22 protein-coding genes and 1 tRNA gene are annotated in these 21,601 nt (G+C 63.4%); 15 read left to right on the plus strand and 8 right to left on the minus strand.

The window, feature by feature from the left end:
* Nucleotides 1-137: 137 nt before the first annotated feature.
* Nucleotides 138-1,673, minus strand: coding sequence for an FAD-dependent oxidoreductase (locus LB524_RS11250; protein WP_224526210.1), 1,536 nt, complete (start codon nt 1,671-1,673; stop codon nt 138-140).
* A gap of 20 nt (nt 1,674-1,693) precedes the next feature.
* Between LB524_RS11250 and LB524_RS11255 the strand changes: the two genes are divergently transcribed.
* Entirely contained in the window at nt 1,694-2,188 is a 495-nt protein-coding gene (locus LB524_RS11255; RefSeq protein ID WP_210161499.1) for a MarR family transcriptional regulator, read from the plus strand.
* Between the two features lie 469 nt (nt 2,189-2,657).
* Here LB524_RS11255 and LB524_RS11260 read toward each other — a convergent pair.
* Nucleotides 2,658-2,742 (minus strand) — tRNA-Leu (locus LB524_RS11260).
* Between the two features lie 179 nt (nt 2,743-2,921).
* Between LB524_RS11260 and LB524_RS11265 the strand changes: the two genes are divergently transcribed.
* Nucleotides 2,922-3,506 (plus strand): YqaA family protein, encoded by a 585-nt coding sequence (locus LB524_RS11265; RefSeq protein WP_015315574.1) that lies wholly within the window; start codon nt 2,922-2,924, stop codon nt 3,504-3,506.
* Nucleotides 3,507-3,591: 85 nt separating this feature from the next.
* A complete protein-coding gene (locus LB524_RS11270) occupies nt 3,592-4,110 on the plus strand; it encodes a disulfide bond formation protein B (RefSeq protein WP_140616849.1) in 519 nt (172 codons plus the stop codon).
* 280 nt (nt 4,111-4,390) lie between these two features.
* Here LB524_RS11270 and LB524_RS11275 read toward each other — a convergent pair whose 3' ends face one another.
* Together LB524_RS11275 and LB524_RS11280 are read right to left on the minus strand one after the other, a co-directional pair.
* On the minus strand, nt 4,391-4,948 hold the full coding sequence (locus LB524_RS11275) for an HNH endonuclease (protein ID WP_006328497.1): 558 nt from the start codon (nt 4,946-4,948) through the stop codon (nt 4,391-4,393).
* A 128-nt stretch (nt 4,949-5,076) separates the two neighbouring features.
* On the minus strand, nt 5,077-5,718 hold the full coding sequence (locus tag LB524_RS11280; RefSeq protein ID WP_015315572.1) for a DNA-3-methyladenine glycosylase family protein: 642 nt from the start codon (nt 5,716-5,718) through the stop codon (nt 5,077-5,079).
* 75 nt (nt 5,719-5,793) lie between these two features.
* Between LB524_RS11280 and gluQRS the strand changes: the two genes are divergently transcribed.
* Together gluQRS and LB524_RS11290 are read left to right on the plus strand one after the other, a co-directional pair.
* A complete protein-coding gene (gene gluQRS / locus LB524_RS11285) occupies nt 5,794-6,669 on the plus strand; it encodes a tRNA glutamyl-Q(34) synthetase GluQRS (RefSeq protein ID WP_015315571.1) in 876 nt (291 codons plus the stop codon).
* Nucleotides 6,670-6,806: 137 nt separating this feature from the next.
* Nucleotides 6,807-7,709 carry a DMT family transporter gene (locus LB524_RS11290; RefSeq protein ID WP_140662803.1) on the plus strand — a complete coding sequence of 301 codons (903 nt, stop codon included), beginning with the start codon at nt 6,807-6,809 and terminating at the stop codon, nt 7,707-7,709.
* Here LB524_RS11290 and LB524_RS11295 read toward each other — a convergent pair.
* Nucleotides 7,679-8,530, minus strand: coding sequence for a YihY/virulence factor BrkB family protein (locus LB524_RS11295; RefSeq protein WP_015315569.1), 852 nt, complete (start codon nt 8,528-8,530; stop codon nt 7,679-7,681). The genes LB524_RS11290 and LB524_RS11295 overlap by 31 nt on opposite strands.
* Nucleotides 8,531-8,588: 58 nt before the next feature.
* Here LB524_RS11295 and LB524_RS11300 point away from each other — a divergent pair, with 58 nt between their 5' ends.
* The 7 genes from LB524_RS11300 (at nt 8,589) to LB524_RS11330 (ending at nt 14,126) form a co-directional block, all read left to right on the plus strand.
* Nucleotides 8,589-9,455: an SDR family oxidoreductase gene (locus LB524_RS11300; RefSeq protein WP_224526213.1), complete on the plus strand. Its 867-nt coding sequence runs from the start codon at nt 8,589-8,591 to the stop codon at nt 9,453-9,455.
* Between the two features lie 26 nt (nt 9,456-9,481).
* The gene (locus LB524_RS11305) at nt 9,482-9,673 is read left to right on the plus strand and encodes a twin transmembrane helix small protein (protein ID WP_015315567.1); all 192 of its coding nucleotides are present in this window, start codon (nt 9,482-9,484) and stop codon (nt 9,671-9,673) included.
* Nucleotides 9,674-9,691: 18 nt separating this feature from the next.
* A complete protein-coding gene (locus LB524_RS11310) occupies nt 9,692-10,273 on the plus strand; it encodes a cob(I)yrinic acid a,c-diamide adenosyltransferase (protein WP_015315566.1) in 582 nt (193 codons plus the stop codon).
* 31 nt (nt 10,274-10,304) lie between these two features.
* Entirely contained in the window at nt 10,305-11,105 is an 801-nt protein-coding gene (locus LB524_RS11315; RefSeq protein WP_140712902.1) for a rhomboid family intramembrane serine protease, read from the plus strand.
* 233 nt (nt 11,106-11,338) lie between these two features.
* On the plus strand, nt 11,339-12,088 hold the full coding sequence (locus tag LB524_RS11320; RefSeq protein WP_140662808.1) for an electron transfer flavoprotein subunit beta/FixA family protein: 750 nt from the start codon (nt 11,339-11,341) through the stop codon (nt 12,086-12,088).
* Nucleotides 12,089-12,108: 20 nt separating this feature from the next.
* Nucleotides 12,109-13,038, plus strand: a complete 930-nt coding sequence (locus LB524_RS11325) for an electron transfer flavoprotein subunit alpha/FixB family protein (RefSeq protein ID WP_140662810.1) — start codon at nt 12,109-12,111, stop codon at nt 13,036-13,038.
* A 209-nt stretch (nt 13,039-13,247) separates the two neighbouring features.
* Complete coding sequence (locus LB524_RS11330) at nt 13,248-14,126, plus strand: 3-hydroxybutyryl-CoA dehydrogenase (protein WP_015315562.1); 879 nt, start codon at nt 13,248-13,250, stop codon at nt 14,124-14,126.
* 12 nt (nt 14,127-14,138) lie between these two features.
* Here LB524_RS11330 and LB524_RS11335 read toward each other — a convergent pair whose 3' ends face one another.
* From LB524_RS11335 to LB524_RS11345, 3 genes are all read right to left on the minus strand, one after another.
* A complete protein-coding gene (locus LB524_RS11335; protein ID WP_224526216.1) occupies nt 14,139-16,121 on the minus strand; it encodes a PAS domain S-box protein in 1,983 nt (660 codons plus the stop codon).
* A 164-nt stretch (nt 16,122-16,285) separates the two neighbouring features.
* On the minus strand, nt 16,286-16,924 hold the full coding sequence (locus LB524_RS11340) for an NrsF family protein (protein ID WP_224526220.1): 639 nt from the start codon (nt 16,922-16,924) through the stop codon (nt 16,286-16,288).
* A 1-nt stretch (nt 16,925) separates the two neighbouring features.
* Nucleotides 16,926-17,477: a sigma-70 family RNA polymerase sigma factor gene (locus tag LB524_RS11345; RefSeq protein ID WP_015315559.1), complete on the minus strand. Its 552-nt coding sequence runs from the start codon at nt 17,475-17,477 to the stop codon at nt 16,926-16,928.
* 443 nt (nt 17,478-17,920) lie between these two features.
* On the opposite strand from LB524_RS11345, the gene LB524_RS11350 reads away from it, so the two are divergent.
* The 3 genes from LB524_RS11350 (at nt 17,921) to LB524_RS11360 (ending at nt 21,460) form a co-directional block, all read left to right on the plus strand.
* Complete coding sequence (locus LB524_RS11350; protein ID WP_140712898.1) at nt 17,921-18,970, plus strand: hypothetical protein; 1,050 nt, start codon at nt 17,921-17,923, stop codon at nt 18,968-18,970.
* A gap of 9 nt (nt 18,971-18,979) precedes the next feature.
* Complete coding sequence (locus tag LB524_RS11355; RefSeq protein ID WP_224526224.1) at nt 18,980-20,332, plus strand: hypothetical protein; 1,353 nt, start codon at nt 18,980-18,982, stop codon at nt 20,330-20,332.
* Nucleotides 20,333-20,452: 120 nt separating this feature from the next.
* Complete coding sequence (locus tag LB524_RS11360; protein ID WP_224526226.1) at nt 20,453-21,460, plus strand: iron ABC transporter substrate-binding protein; 1,008 nt, start codon at nt 20,453-20,455, stop codon at nt 21,458-21,460.
* The last annotated feature ends 141 nt before the right edge of the window (nt 21,461-21,601 follow it).

The following is a 21,601-nucleotide window of genomic DNA, read 5'->3' on the forward strand; positions in this document are numbered from 1 at the left end:
ACTGGTAGGCCTTGCAATCCCATTCAGAAATGTCCTCTGGCATGGCGGGCCTAGGACAGTCGAACGGCCGACATGCGTTCCAGCGGCTGTCGTGTCCGGGGACGGCCTCCGCAGGCCGTCCTGATCTCGCAAGTCCGTCATGTTGGTGCAACGTCGACCCTCCCGTTTGACTGAGAGCAGGCGTTCTCGGAAGGAAGTACCTTCGCCAGATAGTCACCGACCAGGGTGGAACTCGCGGCATCGAAAGTGGCGCCAACATAGCCGTCCGGCCGGATGAGCAGGCAGCCGCCCTCGGCCAAGCTGAGCTGATTGGAGGGGTCGCGCAGTTCCGCGCCTTCGCCCACCGTGACCACTCGCAGGCCCGCGCGCGCAGCCACGATCGGCCAGTAGTCAGGGCTCGATAGAAGCAGAGTCCAGTGCGTGCCGGTCATCACGTCGAACAGACGGCGGGGCTGTCCAGCGGCGCCAGTTAGGGTCGCGTCCGGCATGCGCTCACCGGCCCGCGGGCCAATCGTCCGACCACCTCCGTCGTGAGAAAGTGATGAGTGGGGATAGCCGATGTCGAGCTGATGTGTGTCGCGGCCGCGCCGCATGCCGCCTTGTTCGCGCTGACGGTCGAGCAACTGGGTCGAAAGCCCCAGGACATCCGCCGCAACGGCGCGTCGCTCCTCCTCATAGGTGTCTAGCAGCGTTGCGGGGGCGCCGGCCAAGACTGCGGCCAATTTCCAACCGAGATTGTAGGCGTCCTGAACGCTGGTGTTGAGGCCCTGTCCGCCCGTTGGCGGATGGATATGCGCGGCGTCGCCGGCTAGCAAAACCCGTCCGACCCGGTAGCGGTCAGCCAGACGCGCGTTCATCGCGTAGGCGGATGCCCAGGCCACCGACTGAACATCGATGTCGCTACGGCCAGTCCGCTCGGCGATCATCCGCGTCAATCCATCCGCGGAAAGGTCAGGCTCGCCGTCCAGCGGGATCGGCGCCTGCAGCTGGAACAGGTCCGTGCCGGCGAGCGGGCAGATCATGACGAGCCGCTCCATGTCGCCGTCATTGAACTGGTGCCAGGCAGCGCGGTCGAGTCCGCTCAGATGGGCATCCGCCACGATAGCACGGACACCCAGCGTCTTACCGGGAAAGTCGATGCCGAGCGCACTGCGGATCGAGCTGCGGCCACCGTCAGCACCAACCAGATAGCGCGTATGGACCCGCTTCTCGCCGCCAGACGACTTGAGGCGGGCGCCGACGCCATCATCGTCCTGCTCGAAGTCGATCAATGCGGTGCCGAACTCGACACGATGGCCCAGCTCCGCGAGGCGCTCGCGCATCACGCCCTCTGTAAGGAACTGCGGGATCATGAGCGCGATGAAATAGGGGACGTCGGGCGAGGGTTCGGGCGCTTCGAAAACTGCCTTTTCGTCATAGCCGCCGTCGTTGCGATACTCCCTCATCGGCGGATAGACACCGCCGGCTGCCATGATGCGGTCGATTATGCCCAGATCCTCGAACACCTCCTGCGTGCGTGGCTGCAAGCCCTTGCCGCGCGAGCCGGCGAAGGGACGTTCCATCTGCTCAACGATGCGGAACAACACGCCTCGCCTCGCCAAGTCGATTGCAAGCGTCAGCCCGGCTGCTCCCGCGCCGCAGATCAGGACGTCAATTTCAGCTCGCTCTTCCATTTTCGGCTCCAATGTGCATAATGCACATATTAAAGGGAGCCAAGCCGGTGTCAATAAAGAAAGTGCATAACGCACATATTAAAGTGTTGTTGCCCGAGCTGCATCGCTCGCTGATTGACATCGTCACCATCATGAACCGACCCGAGCGGGATGTGGAATTGCTCACCAAGGCGGGCCTCACGCTCGAGCGTGCCCTCTTCCCGCTGCTCGTTCTTGTCGAGAGACTTGGCCCGATCGGCGTTGTCGATCTGGCTGGCCGCGTCGGTCGCGATTACACGACCGTCAGTCGACAGGTGTCACGACTGGAGGAGCTGGGACTGGTCACGCGGCGCTTGAGCGCTGCTGACAAAAGAGTTCGCGAGGCCGTTGTCACACCGCAGGGAAAAGCGGCGACGGACGCGCTGGATGCGGCGCGGGAGCAAATAGCCGTTGCGAAATTCGCCGACTGGGACCGCAAGGACTTCGACGATCTAGTCCGCTTGATGCGAATGCTCGTCGATACGATGAAGGATTAGACCATAACCAACAGCAAGTGTCGCACTTTGCAAGGATCGACCTGCGCTCTCACTCAGCAATATGTGTCTTATACACACGTCTGATGAAAAGTGCAGCAGGCGCGACATGTCTGCTTACGCTGCACTTTCTCGACAGAAGCGAGCGGCTGAAACCGGCGCGCGCCTTGTTGTCGCCCATCACAGCGTGCCGAACGGAACGGCGAAGCGCTGGTTGGCGCGTTCGTCCGCCTTCGCCGACCGCGCCGGCGTCGATCGGGGAAAGGCCGCGGCCTGGGCAGAAATGGCCGGCCGTTTGCCGCTGCTTTCCGGCGCCGAAGAGGATCTGCTTTGCGAGGCCGGGTTCTCGGATGTCGAGCTTCTTCTATGCCGCCTTCTCGTTCCGTGGCTAAGTGGCGACGGCAAGCATGGCCTGAGCGCCTCCCGCGATAGCTGCCCCAACATGGCTAAGCTTTGCTCTGATTTTGAAGGATGGTGCCCCTAGCCGGGATCGAACCAGCACTCCTTGCGGAACTCGATTTTGAGTCGAGCGCGTCTACCAATTCCGCCATAGGGGCTCAGGCCGCGCGGCCTGGATGGGCGCGGACTATACGGTCGGAGGCCTGTTCGTCAACAGGCCAATTTCCAAACCAGCCTCTGCCGCGACCAGACGGCACCTTTCCAATTTGTAAGACCGCAGCCATTGTGCAGCGCGAAAAACCTTTCTAGACAGACGGGCCGTTCCATAGGAGAGCCGATGCTTCGCGGACTGTATGACTGGACCCTGTCGCTGGCGGCGCGCAAATCCGCCGAATGGTGGCTGGCCTTCATCGCTTTCGTCGAGAGCTCGGTGTTCTTCATACCGGCAGACGTTCTGTTCCTGCCCATGGCGCTGGCGCGCCCCGAACGCGCCTATCGCTACGCGCTGACCGCCACCGTTGCGTCCGTGCTGGGCGGCATCGCCGGCTGGCTGATCGGCTACTATGCCTACGACACAATAGCACGGCCGATCCTGGAGCACTTCGGCGGCCTTGCCACGTTCGAGAAGTGGCAGTCTTCCGGCACCGGGCTAATGCTGGTGCTGCTCGTCACATCCGGCGTTGCGCACCTGCCGCCGATCAAGGTGGTCACTATTCTGGCCGGCGCGCTCCACATCAACCTTGTTGTCTTCATCGTCTCGGCCATCATCGCGCGCGGCGCCCGCTTCCTGCTGCTGGCGTGGCTTTTGCGCCGCTATGGCGAGCCAATCCGCGAATTCATCGAAAAGCGCCTGGGCCTGATCGTCGGCGCCGCCGCGGTCGCCCTGATTTTGCTCTATATCCTGATCAAATACGCCCTCTGAGGTTTGATGCTTAAAACCGCGCAACGGTTTTGGCAGCGCGGCGAGCAGACTTTGCGGACGGCGAACACAACGGACGAAAGACGCCATGACAGCGACCATGAATGCCGATACCGGCCACCAGCGGACACGCGCGGCCCTGTTTCTCGCCGTCGCGATGGCCGCGACCGTTGGCTCGGCGCTCGGCTTCCAGCACATTGGCGGCTACATCCCCTGCCACCTCTGCCTGGAACAGCGCACGCCGTATTACATCGGCGTGCCGTTGATGGTGCTGGCGGCGATAGCGTCGATGCTGCGCGCACCCGCATGGCTGACGCGCGGCCTGTTGGCCATTGGCGGCCTCCTGATGCTGTACGGGCTCTATCTCGGCGTCTATCACTCCGGCGTCGAATGGGCCTGGTGGCAGGGTCCTGCCGATTGCACGGCGGGCGCCGGACCGGTCGACACCGGTGGCAAGGGCGTCCTCGACGCGCTCGACAAATTCGTGCCGCCCTCCTGCGACAAGGCCGCCTTGCGCATTCTCGGCCTGTCGCTGGCCGGTTGGAACGCCATCGCCAGCCTGATCCTCGCCGCCGTCGCCTTCCGTGGCGCGCTGGCCCGCGATTGACGCGTCAGTCGGCACGAAGCAAAACTCGCGCTGCCCTGCATGGCTGGTTTGAGAAGTCGGCGCCGCCCCTCATTGTCCTGCCGGACATTTCTCCCCGTATAGTGACGGGGAGAAAGATGCCGTGATCAATGGTTTCGCCAATCATCGACGCTGCAGAACGGGCGCCGGCGTCGCGGACATCTCCCTTCTCCCCGTCACTATACGGGGAGAAGGTGGCGGCAGCCGGATGAGGGGCAGCGCCGGGATCGACAATTTGCGTGGCTGACCGATCGCGTCGAACTCAAGGCTCCAGTTCGACATCCCAGTAGAGATAATCCATCCAGCTTTCATGCAGATGGTTGGGCGGGAACAGGCGGCCGTTATTGTGCAGGTCATGCACCGTCGGCTGAAACGGCTTCTGCAGCGGCCACATCTTGGCGTGAGCCGGCATCATGCCGCCCTTCCTCAGATTGCAGGGCGAACAGGCGGCGACGACATTCTCCCATGTCGTGGCGCCGCCACGGTGACGCGGGATGACATGGTCGAAGGTCAGGTCCTCGGGGGTACCGCAATACTGGCACTGGAAACGGTCGCGCAGGAAGACGTTGAAACGGGTGAAGGCCGGATGCCTGGACGGCTTCACATAGGCCTTCAGGCTGACCACGCTCGGCAGCTTCATCGAGAAGGTCGGCGAGGATACGGCGTGCTCGTATTCGGCGACAATGTTCACCCGGTCGAGGAACACCGCCTTGATGGCGTCCTGCCAGGACCAGAGCGACAAGGGGTAATAGCTGAGCGGACGGTAATCCGCATTCAGCACCAGCGCTGGAAGCCCATCCGGAGATACGGCAACCGTCACCTTGTTGACCTCCTAGTTCTAGAACCGTTCGGCGTGGATACTGTAAGCCCGACATGACAGGGATGTGAAGCGGATTGTCGCTGGCACGAAGCGCCAAAAACACATGATTTCTAGGCTTTCTTGCGGATTCAGGCCGGCGGTGCGGCGTCCCGGCCCCTGGTTTCGCGATAATAGGACCAGAAAAGCCGCGATGCGACACCTCGCCACGGGCTCCATGATTCGGCCAGCGCGATCAGTGTTTTCTCCGCTGGACGCGGGTCGATGCCGAGGGCATGGCCGACAGCGCTCTGCAGGGCGACGTCGCGCGCCGGGAAAATGTCGGGATGCCCGGCGGCAAACAATAGATACACTTCCGCCGTCCAGGGACCGATTCCGGACACCGCCGTCATCCTGGCGATCGCCTCCACGGCATCGAGCGAACAGAGGTGATGCAGGTCGAGCCCATCGGCCACGGCCTGCGCAACCGCGATCAGGCCGCGCTGCTTGGGCCGCGACAGGCCGGCCTCGCGAAACATGTCCTCGCCGGCGGCAAGGATCGCCTGCGGCGTCAGCGGATCGACGAGTTTCGTCAGCCGGCCGAAGATCGCATCGGCGCTCGCCCGTGACACCTGCTGCGAGACGATGATCGAGGCCAGGCTCCTGAAGCCCGGCTCCGAAAGCCTGAGCGGCACCTCGCCGGCCATGCCGCGCACTTTTTCCAGGCGCGGGTCGATGAGGCAAAGCGCGTCCAGCCCCCGCTCAACGTCGTCCAGTGTCGCGATGCGCTGCATGGTATCCTTGTCCGAAGATGTGCAGCAAGGTAGCAACCGCCAAAACCACAGCACAACCCGATTGCCGCCTGAGACATGACGCTCCTGACATTCCGCTTCGCGCCCAGCCCCAACGGCGAACTGCATCTGGGCCACGCCTATTCGGCGCTGCTCAACCAGAAGCTCGCAAATATCAGCGGCGGCCGCTTGCTGCTGCGCATCGAGGACATCGACACCACGCGCTGCACGCCGGAGTTCGAGGCGGGCATGATCGCCGATCTGAAATGGCTGGGCCTCGACTGGGAAAAGCCCGTGCGCCGCCAGTCCGAGCATTTTGCAGAATATGGAACGGTGCTCGAGCGCCTGATCCGCGAGGAACTCGTCTATCCCGCCTTCATGAGCCGCGGCGAGATACGCGCCTTCATCGCCGACGGCGAAAAGCGCGGGCGCGACTGGCCGCGCGATCCCGACGGTGTGCCGCTCTATCCCCCGGCCGACAAGGCGCTTTCGATGAAGGAACGCAAGCGGCGGATTGCCGAGAATGCGCCCTTCGCCTGGCGGCTGGACGTCGGCGCCGCCATGGCGCGTGCCGGCAGGGACCTGGCATGGGCCGAATTCAGCGACGGGACGCTGTCCACGACGCGCTCCGTCGAGGCGCGTCCCCAGGATTGGGGCGACGTTATCGTGGCGCGCCGCGACATCCCGACCAGCTACCACCTCGCCGTAGTCATCGACGATGCCCTGCAAGGCGTCAGCCATGTCGTGCGCGGACAGGACCTGTTTTCCGCGACCGGGGTGCAACGCCTGCTGCAGGAGATTCTGGGATTGCAGCCACCCGCCTATTTCCATCATCGGCTGATCCTCGGGCCGGATGGGCGAAAACTGTCGAAGAGCTTCAGGGATACGGGCCTTGCCGCCTTGCGCGACGCAGGCGCCTCGCCGGAGGAAGTCAGAAGGATGATTGGGCTCTGACAGGAGAAACGCTCTCCGGACACGCCACCCGTTCAACCTCCTTGACGCATGGATCAATCGTTTCGTTTTGCGCGCGGGGTTGAACAGGACTAGAGCATCCTCACGGTCAATTCTCACCAGCGCGGCGATCCCGGAAAATGTCCAGCATCAAGCGGTTCATCCCCGCCACCTTCGTTGTCCTGTGGGCGACCGGCTTCATCGGCGCGCGTTACGCCATGCCATGGGCGGAGCCGTTCACCTTCCTCGCCGCGCGTTTCGTGCTCGCCGCCATCCTGCTGGCCGTGCTGATGCTGGTGCTGGGCTCGAAACGAGCCACCCGCGAGGAGGCTCTGCATGCCACCGGCGCCGGCGTGCTGATGCATGGCATCTATCTCGGCGCCGTCTTCTGGGCCATCCATCGAGGCATGCCGGCCGGTTTTTCGGCCCTGATCGTCGGCCTGCAGCCGCTGATCACCGCGGTGCTTGCCGGCAAGTTTCTGGGCGAGGCCATCCTGCCGCGCCACTGGCTTGGCCTCGCTATCGGGCTGGTCGGCATCGTCATCGTGCTGTGGCCGAAACTCGGGGCGCTCGGTGGCGGCGTGACGGCGGCGACACTGGCCGCCTCGCTGGTCTCGGTGCTCGGCATGAGCGCCGGCACGATCTGGCAAAAGCGTTTTGCGTCCGGAGGCGACCTCGTGGCGGCCACCATGTGGCAATATGTCGGCGGCGCTTCGCTGATGATCCTGGCTTCGCTTGCCTTCGAAACCCAAACCGTCGTCATCAATGGCGAATTGGTCTTCGCCATGGGCTGGCTGCTGCTGGTGCTGTCGCTCGGCGCCATCTTTCTCCTGATGGTGATGATCCGTGACGGCGAGATGTCGAAAGTGGCCTCGTTGTTCTACCTGGTGCCGGCGGTGACGGCCGTCATCGCCTGGGCCTTGTTCAACGAGCAGCTCAATGCGCTGCAGATCGTCGGCATGGCCATCACCACTTTCGGCGTGGGCCTGGCAACCGCCCGAACAGGCAAACTTCAGCCGACCCGGGCACGCGCCTCTAGATAACGGCTGATCGCGGCGTTGAGCTCGCCGCCGAGGATGAAGATCGCCGAGACGATGTAGAGGAAGACCACCGCGATCATGATCGAGGCGAGACCGGCATAGGTCGTCACATAGGACGAGAAATGGTCGAGATAGGTGGCGAACATGGTCGAGCCGATAAGCCATGCGGCCAGTGTGAAGATGATGCCGGGTATCAGCGAGACGAAACGGCGCTTGCCGGCCGGCAGCCAGTAATGGACGGCAAACAGTCCGCCGATGATGACGGTTGAGGCGATGACGTACCGCCACAGCGTGATCGTGCCCGTATAGGGTTTGATCCATTCGAAATGGGCTTCCGCCAGCCGCGCCAGCAGGGGCGCGAACACCAGCAGCACGCTTATCGCCAGGAACCCGGCGGTAGCGATCAGCACGAAGAAGATGCTTTGCACCCGGCGATAGATGATGCCGCGCGTTTCCGTGACCCGATAGGCGCGGTTGAGCGAGGTGCGCAGCGCCTCGATGCCGTTGGAGGCAAAGTAGGCGGCAAGCAGCACGCCGTAAGTCAACAGATCGCTGCGCCTGACGGTCAGCACGTTCAGCACCTCGTGCGCGATCGGCTTGGCGATCTGGTCCGGCCAGGTGTCGAAGACCAGGTGCACGGCTGTGTCGGCAAAGGCCTGGGCACCAAGGAAGCTGCCCAGCGTCGTGGCGAAGATCAGGAATGGAAACAGCGCCATCAGCGAAGTGATCGCCAGATGGCTGGCCATCGCCCAGCCGTCATCGGTATTGAAGTGGCCGAGCGCGTCGTAGAGCACGCGGCGCAGGGCGACAATGTTCCGCAGCAAGGACGCGCGCTCCCCTCGATTGTCTCGACGCCGCGAATATGGGAAATGAATGCGGCAAATGGCAACCCTTCGTCAAACCCCGAATTCTCCAGCGGCAGAGTTGCGCACCATCATCGTCACCGGTGCATCTTCCGGCATAGGCGCCTATTGCACCCGTGCATTGAAGGCTGAGGGCTGGCGGGTGTTCGCGACGGCGCGCAAGCCGGAGGACATCGCCGCCCTCGAAGTCGACGGCGTCGAGGCTTTTTACCTCGACTATAGCGAACCGGACTCAATAGCCGCCTTGGTGACGGCGGTGCTCGACCGCACCGGCGGCAGGCTCGACGCGCTGTTCAACAACGGCGCCTACGCGCAGGCAGGCGCCGTCGAGGATCTGCCCGTTGCGGCGCTCAGGGAGCAGTTCGAGGCCAATTTCTTCGGCTGGCACGACCTGACCCGCCGCCTGGTTCCGGTGATGCGCCGCCAGGGCCACGGCCGCCTCGTCCACTGCTCGTCGATCCTCGGTCTCGTGCCGGTGCGCTTCCGCGGCGCCTATTCGGCCTCCAAGCATGCCTTGGAGGCGCTGATGCTGTGCCAGCGCCAGGAACTGGCCGGCAGCGGCATCCATGTCTCGCTGATCGAGCCGGGGCCGGTGAAATCGAAGATCGCCAGCAATGGCCTGCCCTGGTTCCTAAGGAATATCGACCATGAGAATTCCGCGCATCGCGCCGACTATGCCGCGCAACTGGAGCGCATGCGCGCCGGCGGCAGCCAATCGGCGCGGAAGCCCGGGCCTGAAGTGGTCCACAAGGTGCTCCGCCATGCACTTCTGTCGCGGCGCCCGCGCCCGCACTATGTGGTAACAATGTCGGCCAGGATCGGTGCCATGCTCAAACGCGTCCTGCCGGCCTCGATGCTCCACCGCCTGCTCGCCAAGCGCGCCTGAACAAGCAAAGAACTGGAAACGCAAAAATGGCCACTGCCTTCAACATCCTTGCCATTCTGGTCATGGCCGCCGTCGTGGTCGTGCTGATCAGGGGGCTCATCAACATGATGCGCGGCGGCTCCGGAGTGACCTCCAACAAGCTGATGCAGGCCCGCGTTCTGCTGCAGGCCGTGGCGCTGGCGCTGATCCTGCTGGCCGTGTATTTCACCCGCAAGTGAGGCTTTTCGGGAGGCGATGTGGTCAAGCTCAACAAGATCTACACCCGCACCGGCGATGATGGCACTACGGGCCTTGGCACTGGTGAGCGGCGGCTGAAATCCGATCTCAGGGTGGACGCCTACGGCACGGTCGACGAAGCCAATGCCTGCATCGGCATGGCTCGCGTGCATACCGAACAGAGCTACCAGGCGATCGACGCCATGCTCTCGCGCATCCAGAACGATCTCTTCGACCTCGGCGCCGACCTCGCCGTGCCTGATGACGGCAAGCCGCTTGGCTACGAGCCGTTGCGCATCGTTGCCACGCAGACCGACCGTGTCGAGCACGACATCGACGTCCTCAACAAGAAGCTCCAGCCGCTGAAATCCTTCGTGCTGAACGGCGGCACGCCGGCAGCGGCGGCGCTTCATCTCGCCCGCACGGTGGCACGGCGCGCCGAGCGGCTGATGGTCGCCCTGGCTCAGGACCCGGCCGAACACGTCAACCGCGACGGGCTGAAATACATCAACCGCGTCTCGGATTTCCTGTTTGTCGCCGCCCGGGCGGTCAATGACAACGGAAATGCCGACGTGCTATGGGTTCCCGGCAAGAACCGCTGAACGGACCAGAGGCGGGAGGGGCCGGCGACCGATGTTCATCCCGCTTTACGACACCAACAGGCTGCGCCACATCAGGCTGCAATATGTGACCATCGGTCTGATTGTCGCCAACGCCGTGATCTATTGCGCCACGGCGCTCGGCGGCGAGAACTTCACCAATGCCGCCGTGCTTGGTCTCGGCTTCATCCCGTCCGTCGTTCACGACACGGCCGAACTCGACCCCCGCTTTGTCATCATCCCCGAGAGCCTGAGCTATCTCACCTATTCCTTCCTGCATGCCGATATTTTCCATCTCGGCGGCAACATGCTGTTCCTTTGGGTTTTCGGCGACAATGTCGAGGACGCGCTCGGCCACATCCGCTACCTGATCTTCTATCTGCTGTGCGCCATCGCCGGAGCCGCCTTCCAGGGGCTGGTCGCCTGGGATTCGCAGGCGCCGTTGATCGGCGCGTCGGGTGCCATCGCCGGCGTGGTCGTCGCCTACCTGATCCTCTATCCCAGGGTGAAGGTGTGGGTGCTTGCCTTCGCCCGCATCCCTTTGCGCATTCCAGCCTTTATCCCGCTCATCCTGTGGGTGCTGTTCCAGATCGTCATGTTCGCGGCCGGCGGCGAGGATCAGATATCCTGGGCCTGCCACATCGGCGGCATCATTGCCGGCGCGGTTCTGGTGCTGGTCCTGCGCAGCCGCGGCGTGCCGCTGTTCGCACCCGCCGACGAGGATGCCGTGGTACCTACTCCTGAACAGCCGCCGGTGGTCGGCGAACCAGCGGCGCCCCAAACGGCCGCCACCACGACGCGCTGGGGACGTGGAAACCCTTCTGGCCCAAACTGAACCGATTTGAGCGGCTGTCAGCGTATTGACGGCACGGGTTGCCACAATTACGGAAACGTCTCCGCCGCGGCCCAAGGCGTTTAAGGAGCAGCCAGGGCGGGCAAAGACCAGAATTTCCATCCGGCCAGAATTCCGTCTGGCCGGAATTCAGTCAGGAATGTCGGCTTTCGACAACTCAGAAGGGGCGCAGGCTGCTATAGCGCGCCCAACTAGCGTGAAGAGGTGACAGGCAAATGAAGATCCTTGTGCCCGTGAAGCGGGTTGTGGACGCGAACGTCAAGGTGCGCGTGAAGGCTGATGGTTCGGCGGTGGAGCTGGCCAACGTCAAGATGGCGATGAACCCGTTCGACGAGATCGCGGTGGAAGAGGCGATCCGGATCAAGGAAGCCGGCAAGGCCGAAGAGATCATCGTCGTGTCGATCGGTCCGCAGCAGGCGCAGGAAACCTTGCGCACCGCACTCGCCATGGGCGCCGACCGCGCCATCCTGGTCAAGACCGACGAACAGACCGAGCCGCTGGGCGTCGCCAAGGTGCTGAAGGGCGTCGTCGATGCGGAACAGCCAGGCCTTGTCATTCTCGGCAAGCAGGCGATCGACGACGATTCCAACCAGACCGGCCAGATGCTGGCGGCCCTGCTCGGCTGGGCGCAGGGCACCTTCGCCTCCAAAGTCGTGATCGAGGGCGATCATGCCAAGGTGACGCGCGAAGTCGACGGCGGCCTGCAGACGGTGGAGCTGAAGATGCCGGTGATCGTCACCGCCGACCTTCGCCTCAACCAGCCGCGCTATGCCTCCCTGCCCAACATCATGAAGGCCAAGAAGAAGCCGCTCGACGAGAAGAGCCCGGCCGATTACGGCGCCGACGTCAAGCCACGCCTCAAGGTCATCAAGACCGAGGAGCCGAGCGGCCGCAAGGCGGGTGTCAAGGTCAAGAGCGTCGCCGAACTGGTCGACAAGCTCAAGAACGAAGCCGGCGTGCTCTGAGATCGGAAGGAACAGACAACATGGCAATTCTCCTCATCGCTGAACACGACAACGCCACCCTTTCCGACCAGACCGCCAAAGCGCTTTCGGCCGCCCTGCAGATCGGCTCGGACGTTCATGTGCTGGTGGCCGGCAAAGGCGCCAAGGCTGCCGCCGACGCAGCAGCGAAACTGAAGGGCGTGAGCAAGGTGCTGCTCGCCGAAGCCGACGAACTCGCCGAGCGCCTGGCCGAGCCGACGGCGGCACTGGTCGTCTCGCTGGCTGGCGCCTACGACACGGTCATCGCGCCGGCGACGTCGGCCGGCAAGAACATCGCGCCGCGCGTGGCGGCCCTGCTCGATGTCGCGCAGGTCTCCGAGATCATCGAAGTGGTGTCGCCCGATACCTTCAAGCGGCCGATCTATGCCGGCAATGCCATCCAGACGGTGCAGTCGAGCGACGCCAAGAAGGTCATCACCGTGCGCACCGCCTCCTTCCAGGCCGCGCCCGACGGTGGCTCGGCTTCGGTCGAGACGGTCAATGCGGCAGCCAATCCCGGCCTGTCCACCTTCGTCGAGAACAAGCTGTCGGAGACCGACCGTCCGGAGTTGACCTCGGCCAAGATCATCATCTCGGGCGGCCGCGCGCTCGGTTCCTCGGAGAAATTCCAGGAGGTCATCCTGCCGGTCGCCGACAAGCTCGGTGCCGCCGTCGGCGCCTCCCGCGCCGCCGTCGATGCCGGGTACGCGCCGAACGACTGGCAGGTCGGCCAGACCGGCAAGGTCGTCGCCCCCGATCTCTACATCGCGGTCGGCATCTCCGGCGCCATCCAGCACCTTGCCGGCATGAAGGATTCCAAGGTCATCGTCGCCATCAACAAGGACGAGGAAGCGCCGATCTTCCAGGTCGCCGATTACGGCCTCGTCGGCGACCTCTTCGTCATCCTGCCGGAGTTGCAGAAGGCGCTTTGACGCTTCCGCGCAACCGTATTAAATTGTGAGGGGTGGGGTAGACGAAGTCGCCCCACCCTTTTAGTTTGCACCGCACAATAAGCAGGCCACAAAGGCTGAGAGCAATTCCAGCAGCAGTGCGCAGGGGTTTTTGCGCCGGGAATTGCGGGAAAACAAAGAGATGGGGCGGTTCGCGATCCAGCGAAAAACGCTCCGGACGGGATCGGGTAATGAGCAAGATCGAGACGATCGGCATCATTGGTGCGGGCCAGATGGGCGGCGGCATCGCCCACGTCTCCGCGCTTTCGGGCTATAAGGTGCTGATCTACGATATATCGCCCGACCGCATCGAGAAGGGCATTGCCACAATCAGCGGCAACATGGCCCGTCAGGTGGGGTCCGGCAAGCTCGACGAGAAGCTGCGCAATCAGGCCATGGCACGCATCGCATCGGCACCGACGATGGCCGATCTCGCCGGCGCCGATCTGGTGATCGAAGCGGCAACCGAGGACGAAACCGTCAAGCGCAAGATCTATGCGCAGCTCTGTCCGCAGCTCAATCCCGAAGCGATCCTGGCGACCAACACCTCGTCGATTTCGATCACACGGCTAGCTGCCCAGACCGACCGGCCGGAGCGGTTCATCGGCATACATTTCATGAACCCGGTACCGCTGATGAAGCTGGTCGAACTGGTGCGCGGCATCGCCACCGAGGACCAGACCTTCGAGGCGGCCAAGACCTATGTGAAGCAGCTCGACAAGACGATCACCGTCTCGGAAGATTTCCCGGCCTTCATCGTCAATCGCATCCTTTTGCCGATGATCAACGAAGCGATCTACACGCTCTATGAGGGCGTCGGCTCGGTCGATGCCATCGACACCGCCATGCGGCTCGGCGCCAACCATCCGATGGGACCGCTGCAGCTTGCCGATTTCATCGGCCTGGATACCTGCCTGTCGATCATGCAGGTGCTGCATGACGGCCTGTCGGATTCGAAGTACCGGCCTTGTCCGCTGCTGGTCAAATATGTCGAGGCCGGCTGGCTCGGCCGCAAGACCGGGCGCGGCTTCTACGACTATCGCGGCGAGCATCCCGTTCCGACGCGCTGACGTGATTGCCGCTCACGAGGCCGCGGCGAGTGGCTTGGGCGGTTCTGACCTGTCGTCGTCGCTGATCTTGCCGTCCGGCGCCACCGAAACGCATCCCCGGCCGGCGGCCTTGGCCGCGTAGCAAGCGGCGTCGGCCCTTGCGATGATCTCGTCGACTTCGCCGCAATTGGCGCAGATCGCCGTCAACCCGATGCTGGCGCCGATCCCGTGCGGCCGGCCATCCCAGATGAAGTTCAGGCCCGCTATCGCATCGATGATGGAACGCGCCGCGATCCTCGCGCCGGTGATGGAAGCCGATTTCAGGATCACGGCGAATTCGTCGCCACCCAGGCGCGCGACGATGTCTTCAGGACCAAGCACGCCGCGCACGGCGTCAGCGACCCGCTTCAGCAGGGCGTCTCCGGCAGCGTGACCTCCCGTGTCGTTGACCAGCTTGAAATGGTCGAGGTCGATGAACATAAACTGATGGCGACCCCCTGTCGTCGTGCCGTCCTTGCGCGCCTGATCGACCATCCCCTCCATGGCGCGGATGAAGCTCGAGCGGTTGGCAAGGCCCGTCAGTGCGTCGTGCGCGGCGGCATGGGCAAGCTGTCGCTGCAGGGCACGCGCATCGGTGAAGTCCTGGAAGACGATCACCAGACCGCAGAATTCGTTGCGTTCGTTGAGGATCGGCGACACGACCTGGCGGATGCTGCAGCGTGTGTCGTCGCGGCGGATGAGGACCGCGCGGCTGTTCTGGTCGGAGCGCGCCTCTTCGCCTGTCACCGGCCGCGTCATCCCGATCCTGTGGCCCGTCTCCTCGTCGACTGCCCAGTAGACATGGCTCAGCGTCTTGCCCAGCGCATCGTCACTGGAAACGCCGGTCAACTTTTCGGCCACCGGGTTCATGAAAGTGACGCGGTTCGCGGCATCGGTGCAGATGACGGCATCACCGATCGATTGCAGCGTCACCCTCAGCCGCTCCTTCTCGTCGGCCAGCATCGCCGCCGAGACGATGAGCCGTTCTTCGGCCTGCTTTCGCCGGGTAATGTCCATCAAGCTGCCGATCGCTCTGACCAGGTGTCCGTCCGCATCGCGCTCGATGGCCTTGCCGCGGTCGAGGATCCAGATCCAGCGGCCGTCCTTGTGGCGCATGCGGAATTCGGCTTCGAAAAATTCCGTCTCGCCGGCGAGATGGGCGCGATCGGCCTCCGCGACCGTGGCGCGATCGTCTGGATGGATCATCGTCAGCCAGCGATCGGGGTCGCCATCGAGCTCGCCATCCCCGTAGCCCAGCATCTTGACCCAGGTGGAGGAATAGGTGGTGCCCCCCTTGCGCATGTCGAAATCCCAGACACCTTGACCGGCGCCGGCCAGCGCGAAGTTCCAGCGCGTTTCGGCCTCTGTGATGCGCGCCTCGGCCTGTTTGCGCGCGTCGATGTCCTCGATCTGGGAGACGAGATAGAGCGGCCGGCCGCTTTTCTCGTCGCGAATAACCGAGCCGGCAAGATGAGCCCAGACGGGTGTGCCGTCCTTCTTGAGATAACGCTTCTCGAAGTGGAAGGCATCGACGGTGCCCGCCTTCAGGCCGGCCATCGTTTCGCTGCCGATCTGCACATCGTCGGGATGCGTGAGCTGGAAGAAGGTCAGCGCCTCGATCTCGTCGCGGCTGTAGCCAAGCATGGCGGCAAAGGCCGGATTGGTCTGGAGAATACGCCCGTCGAGACCGACGATAGCGATGCCGATCGCCGAGTCCTCCATGGCCCGGCGGAACCGCTGCTCGCTGTCCGTGATCTGCCGTCGATCCTCCGAGATTCGACCGATGAACAGATAGGCCGCGAAAAGCGCGCAGACCGTCACCGCGACCGATATTTGGAGGCAAAGTCTGAGGGCTTGCGCGCCAAGGTCCAGCCTTGACAGTACAAGCGAGGCGGCCACTACGGCCAGACCGGCCACAAGCAGCGTGAGAGCTGCATGCTTGTGCCGTCCCGGCCCGATGATACCTCGCAATGTCACGATTCGTGCCACCCCCGTGGGCAATCGCTTTTTCCCGTTAAAACCCTGAAGGATCGATTTTAAGGAAAGGTTGCGCCAAGGGCATAGGCGACATGGAAAACCGGCAAACAATTGCCGGCATGATTAAGGATCGGTATTCACGGGGTGTAGGCGTGAGTATCCTGCTACCAGCGCACGAAAAACCGCCCGCCGAGCGCACCAAGCAAAGCGAGAGCTGCGATGGCGATCGTGTACCAGGTGGCAACGAAAAGCGGCGAATCGTCGAAGCAGTGCGCCGCATAGAAAGTCGCCGCCAGCCCGCCGGCAAGCAGCCCCGCGACCGCGCCGGCAAGCACCGGCCGTGTCGGCGCGCCATAGCGCAGCATCCACAGGAAGATGGCCAGCGGGCCGATGCCGATCAGCGAGATGAAGCCCATGCAGATCATCATGTTCGAGCCGATCATGCGCGTGCTCCACAGGGCCTGCGGCACCACGAAGAGCTCCAGCACCACGGCCACCGCGACCAGCAGCGGCGCCGCGATCATCGCCGCCATAGCCCGGCCTGTCGCCGCGCCCGGCGTCGATAGGGCACGGATCAGGGCAAAGGCGCTGATGGCGAGCACGATGGTGAAAACGAATTTGGACAGGAAACGCACCGTGTGCGCGGCCACCATGAAATCGGGGCGCGGCCCGATCGTCATCATGAAGACAGCGGCCGCGACCAAGGCGGCCGCGCCAGCCGCCAGCCACCAGGCCGAGCGCAATGGCATCGCCTTGCTGCGGGCATCGGCGTCGAGCGCCTTGATGAGATCGTCGGTCTTCATGTCATTCCCGCCCGAACCGCCCCTGCCCGAATCGCCTGGCTATGGCGGTAAGTCCCCGGTGCAGCGACACCCGCACCGCCGTCTCGCTGATGCCGAACTTAGCCGCCGTCTCCCCGATCGAGCGGCCCTCCACGGATACTGCTGAAACCACGGAACGCTGTGCCGGCGGCAGCCCGTCGAGCGCCCGGTTGATGTCCCGCTCGCTGACGGTTTCCGTTTCGGGCTCGGCGAACGTCTCGGCGATGTCGTCGACATCGATCTCGATGCGCCGTCCGCGCCGCCGGAACGCATCGATCAGCTTGAAACGGGCAATCGCATAGACCCAGGGCAGCACCGGCGCGTCCTGGCGCCAGGTGTGCCGTTTCACATGAATGGCCAGCAAGGTTTCCTGCACGACATCCTCGGGATCGACCCCGCCCTGCACGATCTTGCGCCTGACGAAACCGCGCACCAGCGCGGCAATCCGGTGCAGAAAGTCGGCATAGGCCTTTTCATCCCCCGCGATCGCGGCCCGCATCAGCCGGGAAAGCTCGGCCTCGTCCTTGCCGCTCACAAGAGTTCACTCCCCGATCTTCGCGCCTCGGCACTGATTTGTTACGTGGCCGGCGAAATAATGTCCAAGCCAAACTACGGGCAAATCACGAAAGTTTGCGGGATGGCTCGCTAAATTCCCGGACGGGTTCTCTGGTTCCCAGCTCATGCGTGAGGAGCGGCGCGGGACCAACCTTTGATTGACGTAAGGTAAACCCTTCTGTAGCGTCAAGGGATCGGAGGGCGGCCGAAATGGATTTCATTGAACGCATTTTTGGATTTTCTCCCGACAATGGCTCGGGAACTTTCGAGAGCAGCCTTGTCATTGCGGCCATAGTCCTTGTCGCCGCCGTCTACTTCTACAGAAGACAGGGATCACTGAAGAAATAGCCTCTGGACAACCGGCGGAGACAGGTCCGCCAGGAAAACATTACCGTTGCGTCCTCTCAGCGTGGGAAACACGACATGGCAGGATCTCTGGTCAACCACATCAGAACCGCGGCCTTGCTGTTGTTCGCCGCCGAATTCTGGAAGCGTCTGGCCGCCGGGCTGAAGGTGCTGTTTGCCACGATATGCAGGCTGCTGTGCCGGCTGGCCAAGGACCAGCGGCTGCCCAGCCCGGCGCAGAACGACTGCTGCATCCAGCTACCGCCCGACATCTACAAGCGCGCCGATCCTCTTCTATACGCCCAGTACTATCTGATGGCGCAGGGGCTCGCGGTCACCTGGGACAATCCCGACATCGACATTTTCGACGGCACCTTGCCGGTCAGCGGCGCGCTTCAGCCAGCACATGCATATCGCGTTCGCGTGCGCGTCTGGAACGGGTCCTATGACGCCCCGGCGGTGGGCGTCGGGGTGGCACTGTCCTACCTGTCATTCGGCGCCCAGACCATTTCCCGTCCGATCGCCAACGTCGCCATAAATCTCGGAGCCAAGGGCACGATCGATTGCCCTGCCTATGCCGAGTTCAGTTGGACCACGCCCGCCACCGGCGGCCACTACTGCCTTCAAGCACAGCTTTCCTGGGGCGATGACGCCAACCCCAGCAACAACCTTGGCCAGAAGAACGTCAACATTGCCGAGATGCGCTCACCGGCGAAGTTCGTCTTCAGCGTGCGCAACGAGGCCTCGGTCGTCCGGCGTTTCCAGATCGAGGCGGACTGCTACGCTCTGCCGAAGCTGCGGCCATGTATCCCGCCACGCGGCCAAGGTCGAGACGAGCGCACGGACACCCCACAGCCGCGGCTCGCCGAGAGCAAGGCGCGCTGGGCCGAGGCCCTCGAGGAACAGGCGTATGGCCGGTTTCCCGTGCCGGACGACTGGTCGGTCAGGATCGTCCCAAGAACGCTTTTGCTGCAGCCGCGCCAGCTGACCGAGATCGCTGTCGAGATTGAACCGAAGGACTCCGCCTTTCGCGGCTCAAAGACCTTCAACGTCCACGTCTTCACGATCGGCGAGAGCGGATCGCGCACCATGACCGGCGGCGTGACGCTCACCGCCACGAAAGGCTGAGGCGCCCCGATGGCTTACAAGCACTATACGAGCTGCTTTCTCTATCCGGTCGGTGGCAAGCCCTACAACGAGGACGATCGGCTGGCTTTCCTCGCCGGCCAGGCGCTGCAGATCATCGTGATCACCGGGCTGGCGGCCGCCTTCGGCCTGCTGCTGGGGCCGGTCGGTGCGGCACTTGCCGCGGCAATCGCATTTCTGGCGTCCGCTACCGCGACGATCGACAAGGCCGCCGGGGAATGGCTCAACCATCGCCTGGTCTGCCTCGACAAGGACAATCCGAAATGCGCCGTCGGCATCGTCTCCTACAATCCGTTCCGCAGCGATCTCGGCGCCTTCGACAACGACCAGTATTTCGACGTCATACTGATGCCGCATCCGACGACCGAAATCTTCAACGCCGAGACAAACGAGGCGGCGTTGGCGGCGGCCAATCGCTACAATGCCGACGGCACCGTCGTGGCGGAATTCGCCGCCAGCGTCGCGGCCCATCCGGCCAACGATATTCTCAATGACGGCTTTCAGGGTCATGAGCTGCTGTTGCCACGCGACGACCTGAAGACGGATCTGGGCTACGCACCGGCCGACGATCATGCCCGCTGGAGCCTGCACTGCGAGGCCGAGGGCGACTTCTGGATCAAGATGCGCCAATGGGCGCCGGCCATCGTCATCCTGCTGACGGCGGCCCTGGTCGTCACGGTGGCCGCGGCGGCCGCCGGCGCCAGTGCCGGAGCGGCTGTCGGCTGCGCCATAGGATCGTTCTTCCTGGGTGCGCTGGGCTGCGCCATCGGCTCGTTCCTGGGAGGATTGCTCGGAGCGGCCATTGGCGGCGCCATCGGCGGAGCGGCATCCTATTTCGGCGGGGTCAAGCCGGTCCTGCAGGGATTGTTCAACTGGAACCCCGGCAATGTCGAGGACGCCAATGTCGGCGACAAGGCGCTCGGCCCCATCAGGATGGGCGATCATGTCGCCGTCCTCGGCGAACATGTCTATGACGGCTACCACAAGGGCTGGCACGAGTTTCATCCGCTGATGGCGGTGGTCAAATTCGATGCGGCCGCCAGTGTCGACGCGAAACACTATCTGCAGTGGGATCCGGACTTTGCCGACACGGGCACGGTTCCGCCCAAACCGCCGGGCGAGACCACCGACCTGACCGCGCAGGATATCCGTGACGGGCTTGGCAGCGCGGCGTTCCGGACGCGCTGCGACAATCTGCGCAGGACCTGGTGCGCCATGCTGAACGAAGCGTTCGATCCCGAGACCAAACGAACACAGCAGGGGCTGGACCAGCGGTGGACCATTCATCCCATGGTCGATGGCTGCATCCCGCAGGAGCAGCCACCAGCCCCGCATATCGGGTGATGCCATCGGCGTCCGACACGCGAAACCGTGATGATGCCCGTCGTCTTTCAATCTTGACTAGTGCATTCATGAATTGGTACTCGGACGCACCCCAGTGCGGGACAACCCGAGGAGTACCCTATGAAATCCCCCCTTCTTGCCCTGGCCAGCGTAGCCGCGTTTGCAATCAGCCTCGCCGCTGGTCCGGCGACGGCCGAAGATGCCGGCATCGTCGTCTATAACGCCCAGCATGAAAGCCTGGCGAAGGAATGGGCGGAAGGGTTCACCAAGGAAACGGGGATAAAGGTCACCTTGCGCAACGGCGGTGACAGCGACTTCTCCAACCAGATCGTCGCCGAAGGTGCTGCCTCGCCCGCCGACGTGTTCCTGACGGAAAATTCGCCGGCCATGGTGCTGGTCGAAAATGCCGGCCTGTTCGCGCCAGTCGACGCCGATACGCTGGCTCAAGTCCCGCAGGACTATCAGGCCACCAGCGGCAAATGGGTGGGCGTGGCCGCGCGCAGCACCGTGTTTGCCTATAACACCACCAAGCTCAAGGCAGACCAGCTGCCCAAGTCGATGCTCGATCTCGCCGACCCGAGCTGGAAGGGCCGCTGGGCGGCTTCGCCTTCCGGCGCCGATTTCCAGGCCATCGTGAGCGCTTTGCTGCAGCTCAAGGGCGAGCCCGCCACGGCCGACTGGCTGAAGGCGATGAAGGAGAACTTCACCGCCTACAAGGGCAACAGCACCGTGATGAAGGCGGTCAATGCCGGTGAGATCGAAGGCGGCGTGATCTACCACTACTACTACTTTGGCGATCAGGCCAAAACCGGCGAAAACTCCAAGAACGTCGCGCTGCACTATTTCAAGAACCAGGACCCGGGCGCTTTCGTATCGGTTTCCGGCGGCGGCGTGCTGGCCTCGAGCAAGCATCCCAAGGAAGCCCAGGCCTTCCTGAAATGGGTGACCGGCAAGAACGGCCAGGACGTGCTGAAGAACGGAACCTCCTTCGAATACGCGGTCGGCAAGGGCGCGCAGTCCAATCCGAAGCTGGTGCCACTGGCCGACCTGCAGGCGCCGAAGGTCGATGCCACGACGCTGAACTCCAGGAAGGTCACCGACCTGATGACGGCAGCCGGCTTGCTTTAGTTGTCGTTCTTCCTAATAAGGACGTCAGATCGTGCTCCCGCGGGAATTCACCTTTCGCGGGAGCGTTTTGTTTCGAGATGCATTCGTCCATGACGACACGCTTCGTTCCTGACCGCGACCGTGGTCCCATGATTGCCGCTG

This window comes from Mesorhizobium sp. ESP6-5, assembly GCF_020164695.1.
Taxonomy (GTDB): Bacteria; Pseudomonadota; Alphaproteobacteria; order Rhizobiales; family Rhizobiaceae; genus Mesorhizobium; species Mesorhizobium australicum.

Bases quoted from the DNA above. Each gene is read 5' to 3' on its own strand.
- LB524_RS11305 (WP_015315567.1), top strand. From the start codon at position 9,482: ATGGCCACTGCCTTCAACATCCTTGCCATTCTGGTCATGGCCGCCGTC.
- LB524_RS11270 (WP_140616849.1), top strand. From the start codon at position 3,592: ATGACAGCGACCATGAATGCCGATACCGGCCACCAGCGGACACGCGCG.
- LB524_RS11320 (WP_140662808.1), top strand. From the start codon at position 11,339: ATGAAGATCCTTGTGCCCGTGAAGCGGGTTGTGGACGCGAACGTCAAG.
- LB524_RS11330 (WP_015315562.1), top strand. From the start codon at position 13,248: ATGAGCAAGATCGAGACGATCGGCATCATTGGTGCGGGCCAGATGGGC.
- LB524_RS11350 (WP_140712898.1), top strand. From the start codon at position 17,921: ATGGCAGGATCTCTGGTCAACCACATCAGAACCGCGGCCTTGCTGTTG.
- LB524_RS11300 (WP_224526213.1), top strand. From the start codon at position 8,589: ATGGCAACCCTTCGTCAAACCCCGAATTCTCCAGCGGCAGAGTTGCGC.
- LB524_RS11355 (WP_224526224.1), top strand. From the start codon at position 18,980: ATGGCTTACAAGCACTATACGAGCTGCTTTCTCTATCCGGTCGGTGGC.
- LB524_RS11250 (WP_224526210.1), bottom strand. From the start codon at position 1,673: ATGGAAGAGCGAGCTGAAATTGACGTCCTGATCTGCGGCGCGGGAGCA.
- gluQRS (WP_015315571.1), top strand. From the start codon at position 5,794: ATGACGCTCCTGACATTCCGCTTCGCGCCCAGCCCCAACGGCGAACTG.
- LB524_RS11290 (WP_140662803.1), top strand. From the start codon at position 6,807: ATGTCCAGCATCAAGCGGTTCATCCCCGCCACCTTCGTTGTCCTGTGG.
- LB524_RS11360 (WP_224526226.1), top strand. From the start codon at position 20,453: ATGAAATCCCCCCTTCTTGCCCTGGCCAGCGTAGCCGCGTTTGCAATC.
- LB524_RS11340 (WP_224526220.1), bottom strand. From the start codon at position 16,924: ATGAAGACCGACGATCTCATCAAGGCGCTCGACGCCGATGCCCGCAGC.
- LB524_RS11265 (WP_015315574.1), top strand. From the start codon at position 2,922: ATGCTTCGCGGACTGTATGACTGGACCCTGTCGCTGGCGGCGCGCAAA.
- LB524_RS11315 (WP_140712902.1), top strand. From the start codon at position 10,305: ATGTTCATCCCGCTTTACGACACCAACAGGCTGCGCCACATCAGGCTG.
- LB524_RS11255 (WP_210161499.1), top strand. From the start codon at position 1,694: ATGCACATATTAAAGGGAGCCAAGCCGGTGTCAATAAAGAAAGTGCAT.
- LB524_RS11325 (WP_140662810.1), top strand. From the start codon at position 12,109: ATGGCAATTCTCCTCATCGCTGAACACGACAACGCCACCCTTTCCGAC.
- LB524_RS11280 (WP_015315572.1), bottom strand. From the start codon at position 5,718: ATGCAGCGCATCGCGACACTGGACGACGTTGAGCGGGGGCTGGACGCG.